Raw genomic sequence first — 20,384 nt, forward strand, 5'->3', positions numbered from 1 at the left:
AATAAATTTTCAAGAGAAAACTAAAAACATTTCAGAAATAAATTCCCTTTAAATACAGTTGATAAACACGTGTTTAAGGTACCATATTCCATTTTAACATTCTTTAACTTTATTTTGGCTTCATAATTGAAATTATGCTGGTATAAACATTCAAATGATTTTGAATATAAAATTTGCGTTATGAAAAAGATTATAGTATCAGGTTTGTTATCAGTTTTCTTGTTCACAGCCTGTAAAAAAGACGATAAAATTGCCGAGCAAACTCTTGAACAGCAAAAACTTGAATTTCAGTCAAGACAACTTGAGATTGAAAAACAGAAGTTAGCTATCGAAAAAGAGAGAATGGCTTATGAAGCTCAAAAAAGATCTGACAGCCTTGCTGAAATTGAAAAACAGGAAGCGGCTGTAGCAGCTGCAGCGGCTGCAAAACCTCAGGTAATCCGTGAAACACGAACAATTTATAGAAACAGTCCGTCATCAGGATCTTCTTCAGGAGCAGTTGCAAGTAACGGTTCCGGTACATCATCACAGGGTACAACTCAGAAGAAAGGTATGAGTAAAGCAGCCAAAGGTACAATCATTGGTACCGTAGGTGGAGCCGCAGCGGGTGCCATCATCAGTAAGAAAAACAGAGGTCTCGGTGCAGTAATCGGCGGTGTAGTCGGTGGTGCAACAGGTTATACCATTGGTAGATCAGGAGACAGAAAAGATGGTCGTGTGCAACCAAGATAATCAGCCAACCAAAACACTTTTATATATTTTTTTAACTAAAGATTGCTTATTTTTAAGCAATCTTTTTTTATGCTTTTACTCATTTTATCCCTCATTCTACTTCTACCCACACTGATTGGATGGGGTTTAATTGCCGAAAAATCTTTTCGCTTCAATTTAACAGGAGGTATTTCAGGGAAAATTTTATCGGGAATACTGTTTTTAAGCTTGATTTTAACTGTAACTGCATTTTTTTTCGGCATCAATATTTACATTGAAGCAACCATCTTGTGTATCGGACTGTCATATTTCGTTAAAGAAAAATCTTATCATAAATTATTTACTTTTTTTAAAAATGCAGGTTGGGCTTTTTTTGCATCAGCAATCATCTGTGTCGCCTGTGCAAGCTTCTACCCTTTCATTTTGGATCATTTCGGGTATTACATTCCTACGATCAGGTGGCTATCTGAGTTTGGTATGATCAAAGGAATTTCAAATCTGGATCTTACATTGGGTCAAATGTCTGCGTGGCATATTTTCCAGACGGGATTTTCACATTTTTCCGATCCTTTTTTAAGGATCAATCTGTTAGTTGCTGTCACTTATCTTATTTATATTTTTGAAAATAAAAACTGGGTTCATCTGGCATTTTTCCCGATATTTCTCTTTTTCCTGCAATCTCCAAGTCCGGATTTGCCTGCTTATGTTTTTTCATTGATTGTTGTTCATGAGATATTGACTAAAACACAGATTAATTCCGGATTTCTTGCATTCAGTATTTTTATTTTCACAATTAAACCGACAATGATCTGGCTTCCGGTTTTTGTGTTTCTGATTATGGTTCTGAGAAAGGAAATGTCTTTAAAAATAATACTTTCAGGCACGTTTGTTTTAAGTCTTTTTATCATCAAAAACATTTGGATTTTCGGGTATCCTGTTTTCCCAATCACTGTTTTCGATTTAAATTTTCCATGGAAACCAAATCCTGAAATGATGAGACAAAGCTCTGAATACGCGGTTTTAAAAACCTACGACGCTCAATATTCTTTAGAACAAATCAAAAATTTTAGTTTTAAAGAAAAAATCACCAACTGGCTTTTTATTTCGGGAGTTAAATCAATATTTAATATCGGATTGATTGTTTCTTTATTATTTTATGGAGTTTTTACATTAATAAAAAAAGAGAAAAAACATTATATTTTATTCGGTTCTTTGCTTTTAAAATCAATTCTAATTCTTTCATTTTCTGCACAATACCGCTTTTTTATGGAAGTATATCCTGTAATATTTATTGCAATTTTTTATACTTCAAACATCAGAAAATTCTCAGTTTTTATGTTCTCAGCCGGAAGTTTAGCTACTTTGAGCTTTCTGATTAATCCTGAAATTTTAAAATATCTCGTACCAAGTTTCAGACTCGGAAATACAATGGCAAAGTTTGAAATATCACAACTGTACAAACCTGCAGAATACTTTCACACTGAATATGACAGTTTTAAAGTGGGAAATTTAAATTTTAAAGTTTCAAAAAAATATCCTTTTAATTACGAAACTCCTGCACCAGCCATCTCGGAGGGTTTTATGTTTGATTATCAAAAACTTGGAATATTTCCTCAATTGAAAAATCCTGAGAACATAAGTGAAGGATTTATCTGGAAAAAAATCGACGCAAAAGAACACAATGAATTGGACAACGCTATAAAAGTCATAAAAAACAACTATCAGCAACCCTGATCCGCTTTTTCTTATCTGAATAAATTTCGGTAATTTTGTACTATGTTTAACAGCTTAGGAAATCTTCTCAGCCTCACTTCCTTCGGGGAAAGTCATGGCGCAGCTTACGGTGGAATTATCAATAATTTTCCGGCAGGCGTAGAGATCAGTTTAGAAAAAATTCAGGCAGAACTTGACCGCAGAAAGCCTGGCCAGTCGGCAATTGTAACGCAAAGAAAAGAAAGCGATACCGTACAATTTCTATCAGGAATTTTTGAAGGAAAATCCACAGGAACACCGATTGGTTTCACCATCGAAAATGAAAATCAAAAGTCAAAAGATTACGATCATATCGCCAATTCTTATCGCCCGAGTCATGCTGATTTCACGTATGACCAAAAATTTGGAATCAGAGATTACCGTGGCGGTGGAAAATCTTCTGCTCGTGAAACCATCAACTGGGTTGTAGCAGGAGCTTTGGCAAAACAGCTTTTACCTGAATTTGAAATTGACGCATACGTTTCTTCGGTAGGAGAAATTTTCTGCGAAAAACCTTATCAGGCTTTGGATTTTTCTAAAACCGAAAGCAATGAAGTCCGTTGTCCCGATGCTGAAACTGCCGAAAAAATGATTTCAAAAATTAAAGAAATCAAAAAAGAAGGCAACACCATCGGTGGAACAATCACCTGTGTTATCAAAAATGTTCCTGCAGGAATTGGCGAACCTGTTTTCTCTAAATTACAGGCTGAGCTGGCAAAAGCAATGCTCAACATCAATGCCTGTAAAGGTTTTGAATATGGCAGCGGTTTTTGTGGTGCAAAAATGACAGGCAAAGAGCACAACGATCTCTTTAACGAAGATTTTTCAACAAAATCCAATCTTTCAGGAGGAATTCAGGGTGGAATTTCCAATGGAATGGATATTTATTTCAGAGTCGCTTTTAAACCTGTTGCTACCATTTTAAAGCCTCAGGAAAGTGTGAATAGAAGTGGCGAAAAAGTAATTGTGGAAGGAAAAGGGAGACATGATGCCTGCGTTCTGCCGCGAGCAGTTCCCGTGGTGGAAGCCCTTGCAGCTTTCGTACTTGCCGACCTCTATCTGATTAACAAAACAAGAAACATCAACAATTTTTAATATAAATTAGTAATGAAAAATTACTGGGACAACGCCATTTCTTTCGAAGAATATGTGCAAATCGCAAAACAAAGACTTGAAAATCCTGCAAATGAACAGGAAAAAGAATATAAACAATACTACGAACTCGGGCTTCAACGCATCGATAGAACGTGGAAAAAATATACACCGGATGAAGAGCAGCTTCAAACTTTGGAGTCAAAAAATTTTAAAGGAAAAATTTTAATTATCTCTGAAGCATGGTGCGGCGACGCAAGTGCAACGGTTCCGGCTTTGGTGAAGTTTTTTGAAGGAAAAAATGAGGTAAAAATATTCCTGAGAGACAGCGATAAAAGTCTTATTAATCAGTTTTTGACAAATGGTACAGAATCGATTCCTAAAGTTTTAATTTTAAATGAAGATTTTAGTGTGAAAAATTCGTGGGGACCGCGTCCAAAATTCGGGCATGAGCTTTTACTTAAATTTAAGGCTGATCCCGAAGCGTATCCGAGAGAGACTTTCTACAATGATCTGCAGCTTTATTACGCTAAAAACAGAGGCAAAGATGCTGTTGCAGAAATCCTTGAATTACTGTAAATTACAGAAAAATTAAATATAAAATCGCCTACTTTACAAAACAGCCATCTGATTTAAGACAAAGCGATTGCATATGACCAAAAAAACAATAAATAAGTACATATGAAAAAAAATATTATTTATATCGTCATTCTCGTAATTCTGGGTTGCATCTTTTTTATTCCAGGTCTTCAGCTTAAACTGAAAGAAGCATTTTTTCCGGTGGCTGCAATTGAAAAAGCGGTACACATCGCTCCCGAAGATTATGATGTTGAATTAAAAGGAATTAATGTAGCAAGTACCAATCTTAAAAACTTCAAAGACAAACCGATGTTTCTGAATTTTTGGGGAACGTGGTGTCCGCCGTGTCGTAAAGAATGGCCTTCTATCCAGAAACTGTATGACGGCAGAAAAGGTCATGTGGATTTTGTTTTGATTGCAATGAACGATCAGGAAGATGCTGTAAGAAAATTCTTAAAAGAAAACAACTACACCGTTCCTGTTTACATTGCCCAAAGTCCGATTTCTGAAAAACTTTTACCAAAGGCTTTTCCAACTACATTTTTGCTGGACAAAACAGGAAGAATTATCATTAAAGAAGATGCGGCGACCAACTGGGATGCCGAAACGGTACATCAGTTTATCGACAATATTATCAAATAATCCCAATACAGTTTTTAGTATCTAATAATGTGTATTTTAGACCACAAAATCTTAACACTTTTTATTATTTGCTGGTACAGAATTTGCGAATTGTAAAAGTGTTGAATTAAAACAAACACAAAATGAAATATTCTAAACTTCATCTTGCTAAAGAAGCAATTCGCCACAAAGGCTTTATAAAAAAGATTCCGGATATTTTCCGAATGGTGAAATTCTGGAGAAAGGGAATGTATCCCATGAGATCAATTGATGTAATTTTACCTATGTTGGGTTTACTTTACGTCATTTCTCCGATAGATTTAATTCCTGATTTTATTTTTCCTGTGGTTGGCGTAATGGATGATTTGGCGATTTTGTCGCTCGCGATTCCTAAACTCATTCGGGAAGTAGATAAATTTCTTCTTTGGGAAGCCGAAAGGAGATTGGGCGAAACTAAAATTATCGACGCTGAGATCGTAAAATAATAACTCAGAAAGTCATTTTCTTAAAAAGGGAAATGACTTTTTTAATTTTAAAATAAATGATCGTGAAACGGCTGAGCGGGTCGTCATTTAAAATTCAAATCCTTAAATTTGCAGAATCTAATAAAAAATTAATGGAAAGTAAGAAAGAATTCTTTTTAGAATGCTACAAGCTGGGAATCATCAAATTTGGAAGATTTACTTTGAAAAGCGGTATCGAAAGTCCGTTTTATGTAGATTTAAGACCATTGGCATCAGACCCGAAAATCCTTAAAAACCTCGCCAACTATCTTTTGGAAATGCTTCCGCTGGATAATTTTGATCTGATTTGCGGTGTTCCTTACGCTGCACTTCCTATGGCTACGGCGATGTCTCTTGAAAGTTATATTCCATTAATTATTAAAAGAAAAGAGGCAAAAAATTACGGAACCAAAAAACTGATCGAAGGAATTTACCAGAAAGGACAAAACTGTCTTTTGGTGGAAGACGTAATTACATCAGGCAAATCTTTGATTGAAACCATTGCCGAAGTAGAAAATGAAGACCTGAAGGTTGCCGATATTATTGTGGTTTTAGACCGTGAACAGGGCGGAAAACAGCTTTTGGAAAGCAAAGGATTTAAAGTTCATACCCTTTTCAATATCTCGGAAGTTTGTACTATTCTTCAGGAAGAAGGTGAACTTTCTGATGATGAAGTGAAAAGAATTCAGGACTTTTTGAAAGGAAACCACATTCAGTTTGATGAGAAAAAGAGACTTTCTTATCAGGAAAAATTTGAAAATGCACAGCATTCTGTTTCTAAAAAATTGTTGGAAACAGCTTTGGCAAAAGAATCAAATCTTATCGCATCAGCTGATGTAACAACGACTGACGAACTTTTGGCTTTGGCTGAAAAAGTGGGACCACACGTGATCGCTTTAAAAACACACATCGACATCATTTCAGATTTCGATTACGAAAAAACCATCGTTCCATTAAAAGCTTTGGCGCAAAAACACCGTTTTCTTTTGATGGAAGACCGCAAATTTGCTGACATTGGAAACACACAGGAACTTCAGTTTACAAGCGGGGTTTTCAAAATTACAGATTGGGCAGACTTTGTTACTTCTCAGGTGATTGGCGGTTACGAATCGTTAGATTGCTTTAAAAATGTTGGTGTTGTTGCCATCATCGGAATGTCTTCAAAAGGAACTTTAACTACAAGTGCATACCGTGAAGAAGCTCTGAAAGTGGCGGCTTCGCATCCCAACGTGATTGGTGGAGTTTCTCAAAACCAGTTGCCGGATGAAATATTGCTCTTTACTCCCGGAGTGAATTTAGCAGATTCAGGAGACGGAAAAGGACAGCAGTACAACACGCCGGAGCACGTCTTTAAAACACTTCACACAGATTTCATTATTGTAGGAAGAGGAATTTATAAATCTGAAAACCCTGAAGAAGCAGCGCTTACGTATAAAAACGAAGGCTGGAAAGCATATCAGGATTCTTTGTAACAATACATTGCATATCATAAGCTCCGAAAGAGCGAAATCAACAGCACAGGGTAATGCCCTGTGTTTTTCGTATCATTCAGTTAGAAAAAGCAATGAAAGGGCGACATCAAAATCTCATTTTTATAAAGATGAAACTTTTCGACCTTAAAAAAACAGACTTTTGTGAATAAATAACAGTTCTTTTCAGACTGAAAATTAATTTAAAATATGATTACATTTAAATCTAAAATACGTTATATTTGATGCTTTATCAGCCATTTTGAAAAAGTTCAGCATCGTTATTATTTCGTTTTTAGGGTTTGTACAGATTTCTGCACAGAAAGACAGTATTTTTATCAGTGCTAAACTTTCTGAAGACCGAAAAACACTTGACGTTGAGCAAAGAATTGTGTACCATAATCACTCCGATAAAGATCTCAACAGCCTGAAACTTCTCAACTGGATTGCCGCTTACAACAACCGCAAAACCGCTTTGGTCTACAGAAAACTGGAAGACCGGAACAACAAACTTCATTTTGCAAAACAGGACGAACTCGGAAAATTACTTGAACTGAGCATTACCAAAGATGATCAGAACTTTTTAATTGAAAAAAAAGAAACTGAAAATCTCTATTTACCACTTCAAAATCCTCTAAAAGCCGGAGAAGAAATTGTTTTAAATTTAAAATATAAACTTCAGCTTCCTGATAAAAAATTTACGGGTTACGGGACTTCCGATATTAATACTTCGCTGAAATATTTCTTCATCGTTCCCGATCATTTTGACAAAGAAAATAATCTAAGCCGGAATTATCTCGATATTGAGGAATCTGTTAATTTCAACACCTTTTGGAAGATTGATTTGAATCTGCCAACAGAATTTCATGCGCAGGGAAATCTTGATCAGACCGCCGGTAATTCGTTTGAAGGCTATCTGGATTCTGATCCGGAATTCATTATTTCGAAAGACAAATTTCCTGTTTTAAATATTGGTTCAGACAGTTTTAAAACAGAAATCAAACTCGGTTACAACATCAGTGAGCAGGAAAAACAGAATCTTGAATTTTTCCTTCCGCTGCAACTTAAATTTATAGAAGACAGAATCGGGACTATTCCCGAAAGGCTTTTTATTTCTGAAAAATTCAGGGCTAAAGAAGACTTCTTTGGAAACAATGATATCAAATTCTGGATATTTAATTTTAAACTTTTCACAGACGCTGAAAAAGCAGATCAGGACTATTTTGGAATCGTTTCTAAAAAAGTTTTAGACGAAAAAATCATTGCCGACAAGCAGAATCATCACTGGTTCAAAAACGGACTGAAATCCTATCTTGAAATTCAGTATTTAAAGAAATTTTACCGTGATGCGAAACTTCTGGGAAATCTCACCGAAACTAAAGTTCTGGGAATTAAACCTGTAAAGTTTTTTCATGCTTCAGAAGTAAAACTGCTTGATCGCTATGGTTTGGCATATCAGTACATCATGACGCAGAATCTCGATCAGAAAATTGGTGAAAAGTTTTCGGAGCTGAGCAACTTCAACGATATGGCGATTTCCAATTTTGAAACTGGAAGCCTTTTCAGTTACACTGCCGATAAAATGGGGGAAAATCAGTTTAATGATTTGGTTAAAAATTACATCTCAGAAAATACAGACACTCAGATCAATCCCGAAGATTTTCTGAAAGATCTGGCTGAAAAAGAGAAATCTTCAGCTTATTTCAGTGATTTTTTAAAACAGAAAAACCGTGATAATTTCAGACTGAAAAATTTCAGAGCTAAAAAAGACGAAGCTCTGGAAGTTCGGATTGTAAAAAATACTTCAGAAGCCATTCCTGTAAAACTTGAAACAGAAAACCGTGACGGTTCCAGAAAATCGTATTGGGTGGAAACGGAGAAAAATGAAAGGCTGAAAACCTTCGAAATTCCGGCAGATGATCTTTATAAAATCACGCTGAACAACGGCTACATCTTTCCGGAGCCCAATTACAGAGACAATTATCTTTACACAAAAGGTATATTCTCCAATTCAAAAAAGATCAAATTTAAACTCATCAAAGACATTCCGAATCCTGAGTTTAATGAAATATATTTAAATCCGAGAGTGCGTTTCAGCAATGCTTACGACAAGTTTCTTCTTGGGATGAACTTTAGAAACGAATCTCTTTTCGACCAGAAATTTGCCTATTCCGTAACACCTTATTACAGCACAGGAACCGGAAAAATGGTAGGTTCGGGCGGTGTCTCCTATTCTTTTTTACCTGCTGAAAGTTTTATCAGAGCTTTAACTTTCGGAGTTTCTGCTGCCCATTTCCATTATGATTATGAGCTGGCATATTCCAGAGCCTCGGCATCGGCAGGGATAAGTTTTCAGAAACCTCCGAGAAGTACCGTAAGCAGAGGATTGGCTTTGTCTTACAATTATTATCAAAGAGATTTGAGCCTAAAAATGATTGCCAACCGCGATTACGATAAATATAATTTGTGGAGCGTAGGTTATGGCTATACCGACAACCAGATGATTCACGAAAAAAGCATGAGCATCAGCACGCAGGGGATGGAAGATTTTAACAAAATCACCGCTGAAGCTTTCTATCGCTGGGAATTCGCCCCAAGACAAAAGCTGAGCCTAAGACTTTTTGCCGGATATTTTGCGAGAAACGAAACCAGAAACAACACCTTCAATTACGGGATCTCAAGAGTTTCAGATTACTCATTTTCATACAATCTCTTAGGTCAAAGTGCCACGGAAGGACTGCTTTCCCAACAGTATGTTTTGGCAGACGGAGGTTTTAAGTCATTAATCCCAGGCTCCGTTAATCAATGGATTACTTCTTTTAATCTTGATACGAGTGTATGGAAAATGATACACGTTTACGCTGATGCAGGCGTATATAAAAACAAAAACTTCGATCCAAAATTCATCTGGGATTCGGGTCTGAAAGTACGTGTGATCCCTGATTTTCTTGAAGTATATCTTCCGGTACAGTCGAGTTTAGGCTTTGAACCGGGCTTCAAAGATTATGGCAAAAGAATACGTTATACTTTGATTTTAAATCTTGGAACAATTATAAATGCTGCGAGGAGAGGTTGGTATTAAACCATTTTTGAAAATACAAAAGTCACCTTCATTATTTACTCTGTAAATTTTTGTGCAAATCTCAAGAAAACACCTTACAAGTCTGAAAGTTAGAAAACAACCTTCCGGAAAGCTTCCTGCACCCCTGCAACAGCTTTGCCGGAAACCTTACAAGCCTGTCGCACCCTGGCAACACCCTTGCCGGAACGTGAGAAAGTTTAATGCAGTCGTGTAATAAGCTTTCTCATAAAAAGATCAAACTTTTCCAAGATTGCTATTCTTTTTGTAAGCATAAAAAAACAGCTGCATTTCTGCAGCTGTTTCCTGTTTATATCTTAACTAAAATTAGTCTTTCAAGATTTTCTGAGAAACCGGCTCATTGTTTACAATACCCGTTACGATATAGTTTCCTTTTGCCAGTTCAGCAACGTTTAAAGTAGATCCGTTTTTCACATCACCAGTTTTAACGATAGCTCCGGATAAAGTATACACTTTAAGATCTTTTACATCAGAACCGAAAACGATTTCGTTTTTCACTAAAGTGTTTTTGATGAAGTTTGGATTAACTTTTTTGAAATCTGCTACTGCTAATGAGCCAGGAGCTGTCCAAGAAAAGTTATCTATAGAAACCTGAGCTCCTGTAGCAGCTACACGTACAACTACGGAAGCACTTGAATTAATTGCGTACGAATAATCATAAACCGTTGGTTGAGATCCCGTTCCAGTACCGAATCCCGGAGTTTCATTAACCATGGCCCCATCTACATAGACCTGAATTGTTCTTGTAGTACCTGATGTAAAACCTTTTCTGTACTGAAAATTAAGGGTTCCAACTCCATTTGGAAAAGTTATAGTTTGACCGCCTGCACCTTGTCTGATTAATGTTGTAACTCCCGAAATAGTTATATCAGCATTACCCGCAGCTACCATACGCCCATCAGCAAGATCCCATGTTGTTCCTGCATCTCCTGAAAATGTTGCAGTAGTATATCCAGTACCGGATGTTGTACTTCGTGAATCAAAGTTTTCAGCTCCTTGAGCCAAAGCTACAGTAGAAAATGCTACTACAGCGAATAAAGAATAGATTTTTTTCATGACTTAAAAATTTAATTATTTTAATTATTAATAATTTACACTACAAAATTAATGCTAAAATTACACATAACACAATAAAGAGATTAATAAATTGTTAATAATGCTAATAAAAGAATTGTACTGATTTTTTAGTTACTTTTACAACTTATTTCTGAGAGGGGTTGCGCAGCTATTATATCACTTTTGTGTTGGTTATTATGGGATTATTTACGGGTAATGCTCAGATATTCACGTGGAAAAACCCCAACCTCCCCAAAGATTCTATAAAATCTGACAGCGCACTGGCCGCGAAAACAGACAGCGTTATTTTTACAAGACTCAGCCGCGATCTTTTTACAAAAGACACGATGGATTTTGTGAAAACCAAAAACAGAATTATCATCGATGAAGCTGTTTTGGCAAAGAATGATAAGTCAAGATTTTTGGGAGAATTAAACTCCAAAGGTTCCATTATTCGAGGGATCACTTTTGGGAATAATCAGGGGCAGTCTGTTCAAAGTTCCATGGATCTGCAGATTTCAGGAAAACTTTCTAAAGATGTGACCATTCTGGCTAGTATTTCAGATCATAATCTTCCCATTCAGGCTGACGGATACACGCAAACGCTTGAAGAATTCGACAAAATCTACATGCAGCTTAATATTAAGGATAAATCTATCCTGAGAGCGGGACATTTGGATTTAGTAGACAACAAAAACTATTTTGCAAAATACCAGCGGCGAAGCATGGGACTTCAGTTTCAGACTGAATTTGGGAAAGAAAATAAAACTTTTACCGACATTTCCATGGGTGTTGCCCGAAGTGAATTTCACAGAATCCGTTTTCAGGGTGCGGAAGGAAATCAGGGGCCATACCGTCTTACCGGAAAAAACGGTGAACAGTTTATTACTTTAATTTCCGGTTCGGAGCAGGTTTTTATCGACGGTATTTTGATGAAGAGAGGTGAAAATCAGGATTATGTGATTAATTATAATACCGGCGAGGTGACGTTTACCAGTTTCAGACCCATCTTCCAGCAGAATTTTATTACCATTTCCTATAACTATACCAACCGAAATTATTCCCGATACCTTTTCACAGGAAAAGTAGAACACAAAAGGGAAAAAATGCGTATCGGGCTGAACTGGTTTATGGAGAATGACAACAAAAATGCTCCTCTAGCTTTAAATTTATCCAAAGAAGACGAGAAAATTCTCGCCGATGCGGGAAATGACCCCAATCTGATGTATGCACCTTCAGCTGTGCAGACAGAATACGACGTTAATAAAATTCTCTACCGTCTGGTGCAGGATCCCAACGGAAACTTCTACCAGTTTTCTACCGATGTAAATGAGGTATTGTTTACACTTTCATTCACTTATTTCGGAGCCAATCTCGGAGATTACAAAATTGCACAAACCACCAACAACGGCCGTGTTTTCCAATATGTAGGTCCGAATATGGGAGATTACCGTGCCGTGAGAAAACTTCCTGCTCCGGAAAAATCTCAGGTCTATACCATGAACTCTGAATTCCTATTAAAAGACGGTAAAATCGGGGCTGACTTTTCTTTAAGCAATTACGATATCAATCTTTTTTCATCAAAAGATGCAGATAAAAATATTGGATATGCGGGAAGAGTTTTCGGGAACAAAACATTTGGTAAAAAAAACTGGAAGGGAACGCCGAGCTTTGAGTATCAGTACATCGATAAGCAGTTCAGAATTTTAGACCGAATCAATGATGTTGAATTCTCGAGAGATTTTAACCTTGCTCAGGAATTCAGCAACAGAACGCAAAACCGTTTTATCTTCAGCTTTTTAAATAAATGGAACAATAAATCTGTTTTAAATTACAGACTCAATTATCTCGACGAGAGAGATTCTTACAAAGGAATTAAAAATGATCTTGATTTCGGATGGATTAAAAATAAATTCTTTACCAAAGGAAGTTTATCGTACCTGAACACAAATGCCATACTGCAGGACACGAAATTTATCCGTGGCGGCGCTTCTTCTGAATACACCGGCAAAAAAGGCAGCTGGACGGTTGGCGGAAGCATGGAACACAACGAAAAATACTACAACAACACCCAGCTGATGGATGTTACGAGTTTCAGTTGGAGAGAAGTTTTTGTTCAGAAAAAAATTGGTGACTCTGCGAGAACAAGACTTTTGACGAAAGCTTATTTAAGAGACAACGACTCGGTGCGTGACAACAGCCTTCAGAATATCAACCGTATTTTAGGTTTTATGGCGGAAAGTCAGTTGATTAAAAACGAGAAAACGACTTTAACGGCATTAGTTCATTACAGAAAGTTTTTCAATTCTGCTGACCTTGCAGACCTGAGCAGAAACAATGATTTTGTGGTTGGAAACATACTGTATAATCAGCAACTTTTTAGAAACGGTGCGAGATTGCAGGCTTTTTACGAATTAGGAAACGGGCAGGAAGCGCAGCGGGAATTTCAGTATATTAAAGTAACAGACGGACAGGGAGTTTACAAATGGACCGATTACAACGGCGACGGCGTGCAGCAGCTCGATGAATTTGAGATTGCCGAATACTCCGATTTGGCTCAATACATCAGGGTTTATACCAATTCCGTGAGGTATTTGCCTTCCAATAAAAACAAACTTCAGTTGGCTTTATTTGTAAATCCGTCAATTGTTTTTGATTCTGAAAATAAGTTTCTGAAGCGCTGGAATTTCAATGTTTCCTTAAATTCCCAAAACTCGTATTTCAAAAGAGAAAAAGTTTTAGTTTTAAATCCATTTGAGAAAAGTGATGACCAGATTTTAAAGAATCAGAATATTTTATCTTCAGTACAGTTTAATCCTACAGATAAATCCGGCTGGAATGGAAACTACCGTTTTATTTCAAATAATAACCTGATCAACGCCAACTTCAGCAACGAAGAAAGAAAGCAGAAATCCCATTTTGTGAATCTCGGCTATTGGTTTAACAAAGAATTCAGAATTGACTGGGAAAACTCTGTGCATGAACTTAAAAATTCTTCCCAGCTTTTTTCAACCCGAGATTATATTTTAAATAATTTTGAAACGAAACCTAAAGCAACCTATAAATTTACCGATGCCGTACAGGCAGAATTCTCATCCGCATACCGTGAAAAGCAGCGTACCGACGGCGAGGAACTCCTGAAAGCTTTCGACATCACAGGAACCGTACAGTGGGAGCGCAAGAAAACTTCCATCAGAGCCAATTTTTCATTTATCAATAATGATTTTACAGGAAACAGCTTCAGCATCGTCGGAAACCAAATGCTGGACGGTCTGAAGCCAGGCAAAAACCAGGTTTGGAGTGTGTTTATTCAACAGTCCTTAAATTCATTTCTTCAGTTAAATTTAAACTACGAAGGCAGAAATTCCGGCGAGCGTACGATTCACATCGGAAGCATGCAGGTGAAGGCGAGTTTTTGAGTTGGAGAGGATTGTGCCTTCCCATGTGTTCTTGAGTTTTTTTTATATAGGCAAATCTATTATTGATAATTTTTGAAATGATTTGTGAGGAATTTAAAAGTGATTTCCGACGAGTTTTGAAATGCTTACTGATGAGTTTAAAATTGCAGGCGTGCATTTTCAAAATGCAGGCGAGGATTTTTGAAATGCAGGCGAGGATTTGCTGAAGTGTACGCCAGCATTTGCTTTAAAGGTCTCGTAGATTATTTTTTTTTCCGAATTTTAGACTTTATTCTTTTCCCATTTACCTTGGTTCTTCCCCATGGGTTTCACCCACGGCTACTAAAATTGAACCACTTCGTGGTTCGCAAAACTTTAATGTATTCTTACCCTTGTATTTAAACTTGGTTCTTTTTCCTTTTACCTTGTTTCTTCCCCATGGGTTTCACCCACGGCTACTGACATTGAACCACTTCGTGGTTCGCAAAACAGCAAAACTTTAATATTTTATTACCCTTATCTTTAAAATTGGGTCATTTTCCTTTGACCTTGGTTCTTCCCCATGGGTTTCACCCACGGCTACTAACATTGAACCACTTCGTGGTTCGCAAAACTGCAAAACTTTAAATATCTTCTTACCCTTATCTTTTACCTTGGCTCTTTTTCCTTTTACCTTGGCTCTTTAAAATCCTTTTCCCTATATTTGTTCAGTAATAAATACACGGGGTGCCGCAAGGCTGAGATCATACCCGATGACCTGATTTGGATAATGCCAACGTAGGGATGTCTGCTTAAAATATTTTCATTTTATGCTTTATTCGTTCGCATGCTTATCTGTGGTCTGAACTGAATAAATCAACATAAAATAAAATGGAAGTAACAAAGTATTCCGGAGAACTTATCCCCCAACAAGACAAAAACTGGCAGGGAAGACCCGAGTGGTTTTTCAACCGAGAACATACCGACACCTACGAACTGTGGTACGAAGGCAGATACAAACGTGCCGAAATCTGGCAGAAAAAAGTAATGGAACAGCTCGTTTCCAAAGATCAGCGGGTCAAAACGCTTTTAGAATTTGGTTGCGGCACTACCCGATTTACCCGTTGGTGGAAAAACATCGGGATTGAAGCTACGGGTGGAGACATTTCGCCATTGATGCTCTCTCAGGCAATTCATCTTTTTGAAGGCGATCTGGTAATGGCAGATTCTCATTTTATGCCTTTTAAAGATCATACTTTCGATTCACTGGCATTTATCACAACATTTGAATATTATAAAGATCCTGTAAAAGTCATTCGGGAAGCAGCGCGTGTTGCGAAGTATGGAATCGCCATGGGAATGATGAACAGAAATTCTCCAAAAGTTGCAAGAAGAAGAGTTCAGCAATTGTTTGGAAAGAATCCTTTCTACGTGACGGCGACTTTCTATACTCCAAAAATGCTGACTGAAATTATCGAAAAGGCTTTGATTGGAAGAAAATATACGATCGAATGGACCTGTACCGGACTGCCAAAATGGTTCCCCGTTCAGCAGTGGAATGTTCCTGTGGGTGATTTTTTTGGGCTTTACATTCAGTTAAATGATGTGGAATGAGGGAGACATTAGGCAAAATAAATCATTCTCAATTTGAAGATTTTCTAAAGCAGCGATGCGGAAAAGAACGTAGTGAAGTGTCCATAGGTCCCAATTTTGGCGTCGATGTTTCGGTTGTAGATCTGCATGACGGAAAAGCAATGGCTATGACGAGCGATCCGCTTTCTCTGATTCCGTCTCTGGGATTGGAAGAATCTGCGTGGCTTTCGGTGCATCTGATGGCGAATGATATCGCGACGACGGGCTTTGCACCGATGTTTGGGCAGTTTGTATTAAATCTTCCGGCACAACTTTCAAAAAACGATTTCGAAATCTACTGGAATTATGTTCATCAGTTTTGTAAAGACATTGGCGTAAGCATTACGGGTGGACATACCGGATTTATTGAAGGTCAAAACTCTACGATTGCAGGTGGAGGAACTTTTGTTACCATTGCTCCAAAAGATAAAATTTTAGTTTCAAAATATGCAAACGCAGGAGACTCAATTTTAGTAACCAAAACCAGTGCACTTTCATCGGCAGCCATTTTAGCGATGAGTTTTCCTGAGACCGTTAAAAATAAAATCGGAAAAGAATTTTACTATTCGGCCTCTGCCTCATTTTTTGAAACATCATCTTTAAAAGACGCTTTGACTGCAGTTCAAACTGAAAACTCAAGAGTCACAGCAATGCATGATGTGACGGAAGGCGGCGTTTTAGGAGCTATTTACGAATTGGCAGTAGCATCAGGAAACGGTGCTGAGATTTTTAATGAAAAACTTCCGATTGGAGAAGTACAGTCGGCGGTTTGCGAACTGCTTTCTTTGGATCCGAGATATTGCATCGGCGCCGGTTCGATGATTATTACCTGTAAAAAAGAGAATGTTTCTGAGATTATTTCAAGATTAGAATTAAATCTAATTCCATGTGTAGAAGTGGGAACGATTACAGAAAAATCAAATGGAATTAAATTAATTGAGAACGAAAAAGAAAGCGATTTAGTTTATTTCGATGAAGATCCATATTGGAAGGCATTTTTTAACGCTTATAAAAAAGGGTGGAAATAATGAGAATAAATACAACCATAGATTCGGGAATTTATCTGATTATTGATCCTTCAATGGACGAGAAAATTCTTTTATCTAAATTGAATTTAATTGTAAAAGAAAAAATAGCAGCAATTCAGATTTGGGACAATTTTAAAGACAATCAGAATATTGAAGAACTGCTTTTAAAGATTTATGAAAAAACTTCTTTAAACAATATTCCTTTAATCATTAATAATCGCTGGGAATATTTAAAGCAAATGCCTTTGAACGGAATTCATTTCGATGAAATTCCTGAAAATTTTAAATCAATTAAAAAAGAAATCAATCGTGATTTTATCATCGGAATCACCTGTAACAATAAGCTTTCAACTGTTAAATATGCTGAAGATCATCATTTCGATTACGTTTCTTTCTGTTCAATGTTTCCCTCTACAACTGCAAACAGTTGCGAACTTGTGAATTTTGAAACCGTACAGCAATCAAAAAGTATTTTCAGTGGGAAAATTTTCTTAGCCGGAGGAATTGATTTAAATAATATTAAAAATTTAAATCAATTAAATTACGACGGAATTGCTGTTGTTTCAGGAATTATGAGCTCAGAAAACCCATCAGAAACCATTAAAGATTACCATCAAAAAATAAAAAAGTAAAACAATGAGAATAAAAACCATAGAAAAATTATGTTGTCCGTTTGACAAGTCAGATTTAAATTTAACCATCATTTCACAAGTTGAAACCGAAAATATTATGGAAGGTTTATTAATTTGTGACAACTGCAAAAGACTCTACCCGATCATCAGCGGAATCCCGATTATGTCACCTGACGAATACCGTGAATTCAAGCTTGAGCAACCCGTTTTAGAACGCTGGGAAAAACATTTAGATGGAAAAAAAGTGGAGAATTTCAGACTGATTTCGTAACGATAACAGCAATAGATAATTTCAAAATGCTGAAAGTTTAGAATTTCGTAAATTTGCGCCATGATAAAAATTGGCAACATAGAACTGCCGGAATTTCCGCTTTTGCTTGCTCCAATGGAGGATGTCAGCGATCCTCCATACAGAAGACTGTGCAAACTGCACGGTGCAGATATGATGTATTCAGAATTTATCTCTTCTGAAGGCTTGATTCGTGATGCGATGAAGAGCAGAAAGAAGCTGGATATTTTCGATTATGAAAGACCCGTAGGAATTCAGATTTTTGGTGGTGATGAAGAAGCGATGGCGATGTCTGCAAGAATTGTGGAGACTGTAAACCCCGATTTGGTGGACATCAATTTTGGTTGTCCGGTAAAAAAAGTGGTTTGTAAAGGAGCCGGAGCGGGAGTTTTGAAAGATGTTGATATGATGGTTCGATTGACGAAGGCTGTGGTAAGCTCAACAAGCCTTCCTGTAACGGTGAAAACCCGTTTGGGATGGGACAGCAACTCAATCAACATTGATGAAGTGGCTGAACGTCTTCAGGAAACCGGCATTAAAGCGTTAACAATTCACGCAAGAACCCGCGGACAGATGTACAAAGGTGAGGCCGATTGGGAACACATCTCAAGAATCAAGCAAAACCCGAATATCGAAATTCCAATTTTTGGAAACGGTGATATCGATTCTCCAGAAAAAGCTTTGGAATATAAAAATAAATATGCCTGCGACGGCATTATGATTGGTCGTGCTGCAATCGGTTATCCGTGGATTTTTAATGAAATCAAACATTTCTTTGCCACCGGAGAACATCTTGCTGCACCAACAATTTCAGACCGACTATTGGCAGTTCGTCAACATGCAGAATGGAGCGCAGAATGGAAAGGCGAAAAATTGGGATTGATCGAAATGAGACAGCATTACAGCAATTACTTCAGAGGAATTCCTCATTTTAAAGATTTCAGAAGGAAGTTTCTTGAGGTTTATTCTTTGGTTGAAATGGATGAAGTGATTAAAGAGACGCAGGATTTTTACGAGGAGTTTCAAGTTAAGGCTGAGGTTTAGATCTAGGTTTAGGTTTAGATTTAAGTAAAATTAAATTAAAAAAGTTTGATAATTAATTGAGTTTCGCTTCAAAAAAATATCTGAACTGAAATTTATTTATTTATCTTTATAATATAGAATCCTGCCAACGTTTTGAACACTGGCAGGGTTAGAGGATCAAAAACAAACCCATCAAGATTTTGATGGGTTTGTGCTTTTCTAAATTGTTTTCAGGAAAATTATTTCTTGATATCAGTTTTTACATCCTGATAGGTTTTTTCTACAGCTTTTGCACCTTTTTTAGCAGTTTTTTCTGTCCAGTTTGCTCCTTGCTTCACTCCTTTTTTAGTTGCATCAGCGCCTTTTTTGGCTGTTTTTTCTGTCCATTTTGCACCTTGCTGAACTCCTTTTTTGGTTGCGTTTGCGCCTTTCTTAGCAGTATTTCCTACAGCCTGAGCATCTTTTTTTACTGTTTCTTTTACAGTTTGTTTTTCCTGTGCACTGGCAGAGAATGTAATCATTAAAACTGCCAGAATTGAAATTAAATTTTTCATCGATTTAAAATTTTTAAATTTTACTGAAGGAAACACAGCATTTTTTAAGCCAAATTTAAAAAATCAACAGTCCTATGATTCGCCGGATAATGAAGTAATATCGGTATTTGGATTGGAAATCTGAATGCTGGTGGGCGTTACAAGATGTACCCCATCTGCATCGAATCGGTCTTTTATTTTTGTTAAAACTTCGTTTTTTACCAAAAGCATATTTGATCCCACCTTCATCCAGAATCTCACCTGCAGATTGAAAACACCCTGTTTTAAATCTGTGTAGACCACATCTACATTTTCAGGGCGGTCGAGTTCTTCGATGTTCTGCACGATTTCTAAAATTCCTTGTTTGGCTTTGCTAATGTCTTCATCTGCCGGAATTTCAAAATTCAAAATAATTCTCCGCTGTGGCGAAGCTGTAATATTATAAAACGGAGCATTAAAAATAACCTGATTGGGTATGAAAACTTTCTTCCCGTCGTCAGTCGTCATTTTTGTAGTAAGAAGTCCGATGTCGAGAACTGTTCCGGAATGATTTCCTATGGTAATATAGTCGCCCACTTTGAAAGCTTTATCGATCCCAATCAGCATTCCGGAAAATATACTTGATACTAAATCTTTCAAGGCCACCCCGGCAATCACCCCTGCAACTCCCAAACTTCCGATGAATTTCCACAGGAAACTGCTGAATCCCATAATTTCAAGCGTAATGAAAATTCCGATGACCAAAATTAAAAATCTAAAAACAGCAACGGTGGTAGTAACCGAAGCTTCCGCAGTACTTTTTGGAAAAAATTTATGAAAAAGTTTAACGGCAATTTTGCTTAAATACTTACTCGTCAAAAGAAAAAATGAAAATACGATTGCGCCGACAATAAGTTTTGGGGTGAGCCGTGCAAAAGCAATATACCAGTTTTCAAGCACTTTGGTGATTGTATCGATGTACCCGTCAGGATTAAATTCCATAGAAAT

At 37.0% G+C, this 20,384-nt stretch carries 17 protein-coding genes and 1 riboswitch; of the genes, 14 read left to right on the forward strand and 3 right to left on the reverse strand.

Translation table 11 applies throughout. From position 1 onward, the window contains the following. Nucleotides 1-180 precede the first annotated feature (180 nt). The 8 genes from NG809_RS06220 (at nucleotide 181) to NG809_RS06255 (ending at nucleotide 9,809) form a co-directional block, all read left to right on the forward strand. Nucleotides 181-732: a YMGG-like glycine zipper-containing protein gene (locus NG809_RS06220; RefSeq protein ID WP_262149029.1), complete on the forward strand. Its 552-nt coding sequence runs from the start codon at nucleotides 181-183 to the stop codon at nucleotides 730-732. Between the two features lie 69 nt (nucleotides 733-801). Then, on the forward strand, nucleotides 802-2,445 hold the full coding sequence (locus tag NG809_RS06225; RefSeq protein WP_262149030.1) for an LIC_10190 family membrane protein: 1,644 nt from the start codon (nucleotides 802-804) through the stop codon (nucleotides 2,443-2,445). A gap of 42 nt (nucleotides 2,446-2,487) precedes the next feature. Then, complete coding sequence (gene aroC, locus NG809_RS06230; RefSeq protein WP_262149032.1) at nucleotides 2,488-3,558, forward strand: chorismate synthase; 1,071 nt, start codon at nucleotides 2,488-2,490, stop codon at nucleotides 3,556-3,558. A 12-nt stretch (nucleotides 3,559-3,570) separates the two neighbouring features. Then, nucleotides 3,571-4,134, forward strand: a complete 564-nt coding sequence (locus tag NG809_RS06235) for a thioredoxin family protein (RefSeq protein ID WP_262149034.1) — start codon at nucleotides 3,571-3,573, stop codon at nucleotides 4,132-4,134. A 102-nt stretch (nucleotides 4,135-4,236) separates the two neighbouring features. Beyond that, a complete protein-coding gene (locus tag NG809_RS06240) occupies nucleotides 4,237-4,776 on the forward strand; it encodes a TlpA family protein disulfide reductase (RefSeq protein WP_262149036.1) in 540 nt (179 codons plus the stop codon). Nucleotides 4,777-4,898: 122 nt separating this feature from the next. Next, complete coding sequence (locus NG809_RS06245; protein ID WP_262149038.1) at nucleotides 4,899-5,240, forward strand: YkvA family protein; 342 nt, start codon at nucleotides 4,899-4,901, stop codon at nucleotides 5,238-5,240. A 131-nt stretch (nucleotides 5,241-5,371) separates the two neighbouring features. Next, nucleotides 5,372-6,730, forward strand: a complete 1,359-nt coding sequence (pyrF, locus tag NG809_RS06250) for an orotidine-5'-phosphate decarboxylase (protein WP_262149040.1) — start codon at nucleotides 5,372-5,374, stop codon at nucleotides 6,728-6,730. A 259-nt stretch (nucleotides 6,731-6,989) separates the two neighbouring features. Continuing rightward, on the forward strand, nucleotides 6,990-9,809 hold the full coding sequence (locus NG809_RS06255; RefSeq protein ID WP_262149042.1) for an aminopeptidase: 2,820 nt from the start codon (nucleotides 6,990-6,992) through the stop codon (nucleotides 9,807-9,809). A 324-nt stretch (nucleotides 9,810-10,133) separates the two neighbouring features. Here the strand turns inward: NG809_RS06255 and NG809_RS06260 are convergent, their stop codons facing one another. Next, the gene (locus NG809_RS06260) at nucleotides 10,134-10,883 is read right to left on the reverse strand and encodes a T9SS type A sorting domain-containing protein (RefSeq protein ID WP_262149044.1); all 750 of its coding nucleotides are present in this window, start codon (nucleotides 10,881-10,883) and stop codon (nucleotides 10,134-10,136) included. A 197-nt stretch (nucleotides 10,884-11,080) separates the two neighbouring features. Between NG809_RS06260 and NG809_RS06265 the strand changes: the two genes are divergently transcribed. The 6 genes from NG809_RS06265 to dusB all read left to right on the forward strand — a co-directional run bounded on the left by NG809_RS06265 (nucleotide 11,081) and on the right by dusB (nucleotide 18,885). Further along, nucleotides 11,081-14,302, forward strand: a complete 3,222-nt coding sequence (locus NG809_RS06265; RefSeq protein ID WP_262149046.1) for a hypothetical protein — start codon at nucleotides 11,081-11,083, stop codon at nucleotides 14,300-14,302. A 691-nt stretch (nucleotides 14,303-14,993) separates the two neighbouring features. After that, nucleotides 14,994-15,082: riboswitch (TPP riboswitch) on the forward strand. Nucleotides 15,083-15,151: 69 nt separating this feature from the next. Next, nucleotides 15,152-15,874 (forward strand): class I SAM-dependent methyltransferase, encoded by a 723-nt coding sequence (locus tag NG809_RS06270; RefSeq protein WP_262149047.1) that lies wholly within the window; start codon nucleotides 15,152-15,154, stop codon nucleotides 15,872-15,874. Then, nucleotides 15,871-16,920 (forward strand): AIR synthase family protein, encoded by a 1,050-nt coding sequence (locus NG809_RS06275; protein WP_262149049.1) that lies wholly within the window; start codon nucleotides 15,871-15,873, stop codon nucleotides 16,918-16,920. The genes NG809_RS06270 and NG809_RS06275 overlap by 4 nt, the downstream gene beginning before the upstream one ends. Continuing rightward, nucleotides 16,920-17,552 carry a thiamine phosphate synthase gene (locus NG809_RS06280; RefSeq protein WP_262149052.1) on the forward strand — a complete coding sequence of 211 codons (633 nt, stop codon included), beginning with the start codon at nucleotides 16,920-16,922 and terminating at the stop codon, nucleotides 17,550-17,552. The genes NG809_RS06275 and NG809_RS06280 overlap by 1 nt, the downstream gene beginning before the upstream one ends. A 4-nt stretch (nucleotides 17,553-17,556) precedes the next feature. After that, entirely contained in the window at nucleotides 17,557-17,823 is a 267-nt protein-coding gene (locus tag NG809_RS06285) for a Trm112 family protein (RefSeq protein WP_262149053.1), read from the forward strand. Nucleotides 17,824-17,883: 60 nt separating this feature from the next. Further along, nucleotides 17,884-18,885: a tRNA dihydrouridine synthase DusB gene (gene dusB, locus NG809_RS06290; RefSeq protein ID WP_262149055.1), complete on the forward strand. Its 1,002-nt coding sequence runs from the start codon at nucleotides 17,884-17,886 to the stop codon at nucleotides 18,883-18,885. A 218-nt stretch (nucleotides 18,886-19,103) separates the two neighbouring features. Here the strand turns inward: dusB and NG809_RS06295 are convergent, their stop codons facing one another. Next, nucleotides 19,104-19,418 (reverse strand): hypothetical protein, encoded by a 315-nt coding sequence (locus tag NG809_RS06295; protein ID WP_262149057.1) that lies wholly within the window; start codon nucleotides 19,416-19,418, stop codon nucleotides 19,104-19,106. Nucleotides 19,419-19,490: 72 nt separating this feature from the next. After that, nucleotides 19,491-20,378, reverse strand: a complete 888-nt coding sequence (locus NG809_RS06300; RefSeq protein WP_262149059.1) for a mechanosensitive ion channel family protein — start codon at nucleotides 20,376-20,378, stop codon at nucleotides 19,491-19,493. Nucleotides 20,379-20,384 lie beyond the last annotated feature (6 nt).

The organism is Chryseobacterium foetidum (genome assembly GCF_025457425.1).
GTDB lineage: Bacteria > Bacteroidota > Bacteroidia > Flavobacteriales > Weeksellaceae > Chryseobacterium > Chryseobacterium foetidum.

What these genes read in the sequence shown, in the direction of transcription:
- NG809_RS06220 (WP_262149029.1), top strand. Translation starts at nt 181, where the DNA reads ATGAAAAAGATTATAGTATCAGGTTTGTTATCAGTTTTCTTGTTCACA.
- NG809_RS06225 (WP_262149030.1), top strand. Translation starts at nt 802, where the DNA reads ATGCTTTTACTCATTTTATCCCTCATTCTACTTCTACCCACACTGATT.
- aroC (WP_262149032.1), top strand. Translation starts at nt 2,488, where the DNA reads ATGTTTAACAGCTTAGGAAATCTTCTCAGCCTCACTTCCTTCGGGGAA.
- NG809_RS06235 (WP_262149034.1), top strand. Translation starts at nt 3,571, where the DNA reads ATGAAAAATTACTGGGACAACGCCATTTCTTTCGAAGAATATGTGCAA.
- NG809_RS06240 (WP_262149036.1), top strand. Translation starts at nt 4,237, where the DNA reads ATGAAAAAAAATATTATTTATATCGTCATTCTCGTAATTCTGGGTTGC.
- NG809_RS06245 (WP_262149038.1), top strand. Translation starts at nt 4,899, where the DNA reads ATGAAATATTCTAAACTTCATCTTGCTAAAGAAGCAATTCGCCACAAA.
- pyrF (WP_262149040.1), top strand. Translation starts at nt 5,372, where the DNA reads ATGGAAAGTAAGAAAGAATTCTTTTTAGAATGCTACAAGCTGGGAATC.
- NG809_RS06260 (WP_262149044.1), bottom strand. Translation starts at nt 10,883, where the DNA reads ATGAAAAAAATCTATTCTTTATTCGCTGTAGTAGCATTTTCTACTGTA.
- NG809_RS06265 (WP_262149046.1), top strand. Translation starts at nt 11,081, where the DNA reads ATGGGATTATTTACGGGTAATGCTCAGATATTCACGTGGAAAAACCCC.
- NG809_RS06270 (WP_262149047.1), top strand. Translation starts at nt 15,152, where the DNA reads ATGGAAGTAACAAAGTATTCCGGAGAACTTATCCCCCAACAAGACAAA.
- NG809_RS06275 (WP_262149049.1), top strand. Translation starts at nt 15,871, where the DNA reads ATGAGGGAGACATTAGGCAAAATAAATCATTCTCAATTTGAAGATTTT.
- NG809_RS06280 (WP_262149052.1), top strand. Translation starts at nt 16,920, where the DNA reads ATGAGAATAAATACAACCATAGATTCGGGAATTTATCTGATTATTGAT.
- NG809_RS06285 (WP_262149053.1), top strand. Translation starts at nt 17,557, where the DNA reads ATGAGAATAAAAACCATAGAAAAATTATGTTGTCCGTTTGACAAGTCA.
- dusB (WP_262149055.1), top strand. Translation starts at nt 17,884, where the DNA reads ATGATAAAAATTGGCAACATAGAACTGCCGGAATTTCCGCTTTTGCTT.
- NG809_RS06295 (WP_262149057.1), bottom strand. Translation starts at nt 19,418, where the DNA reads ATGAAAAATTTAATTTCAATTCTGGCAGTTTTAATGATTACATTCTCT.
- NG809_RS06300 (WP_262149059.1), bottom strand. Translation starts at nt 20,378, where the DNA reads ATGGAATTTAATCCTGACGGGTACATCGATACAATCACCAAAGTGCTT.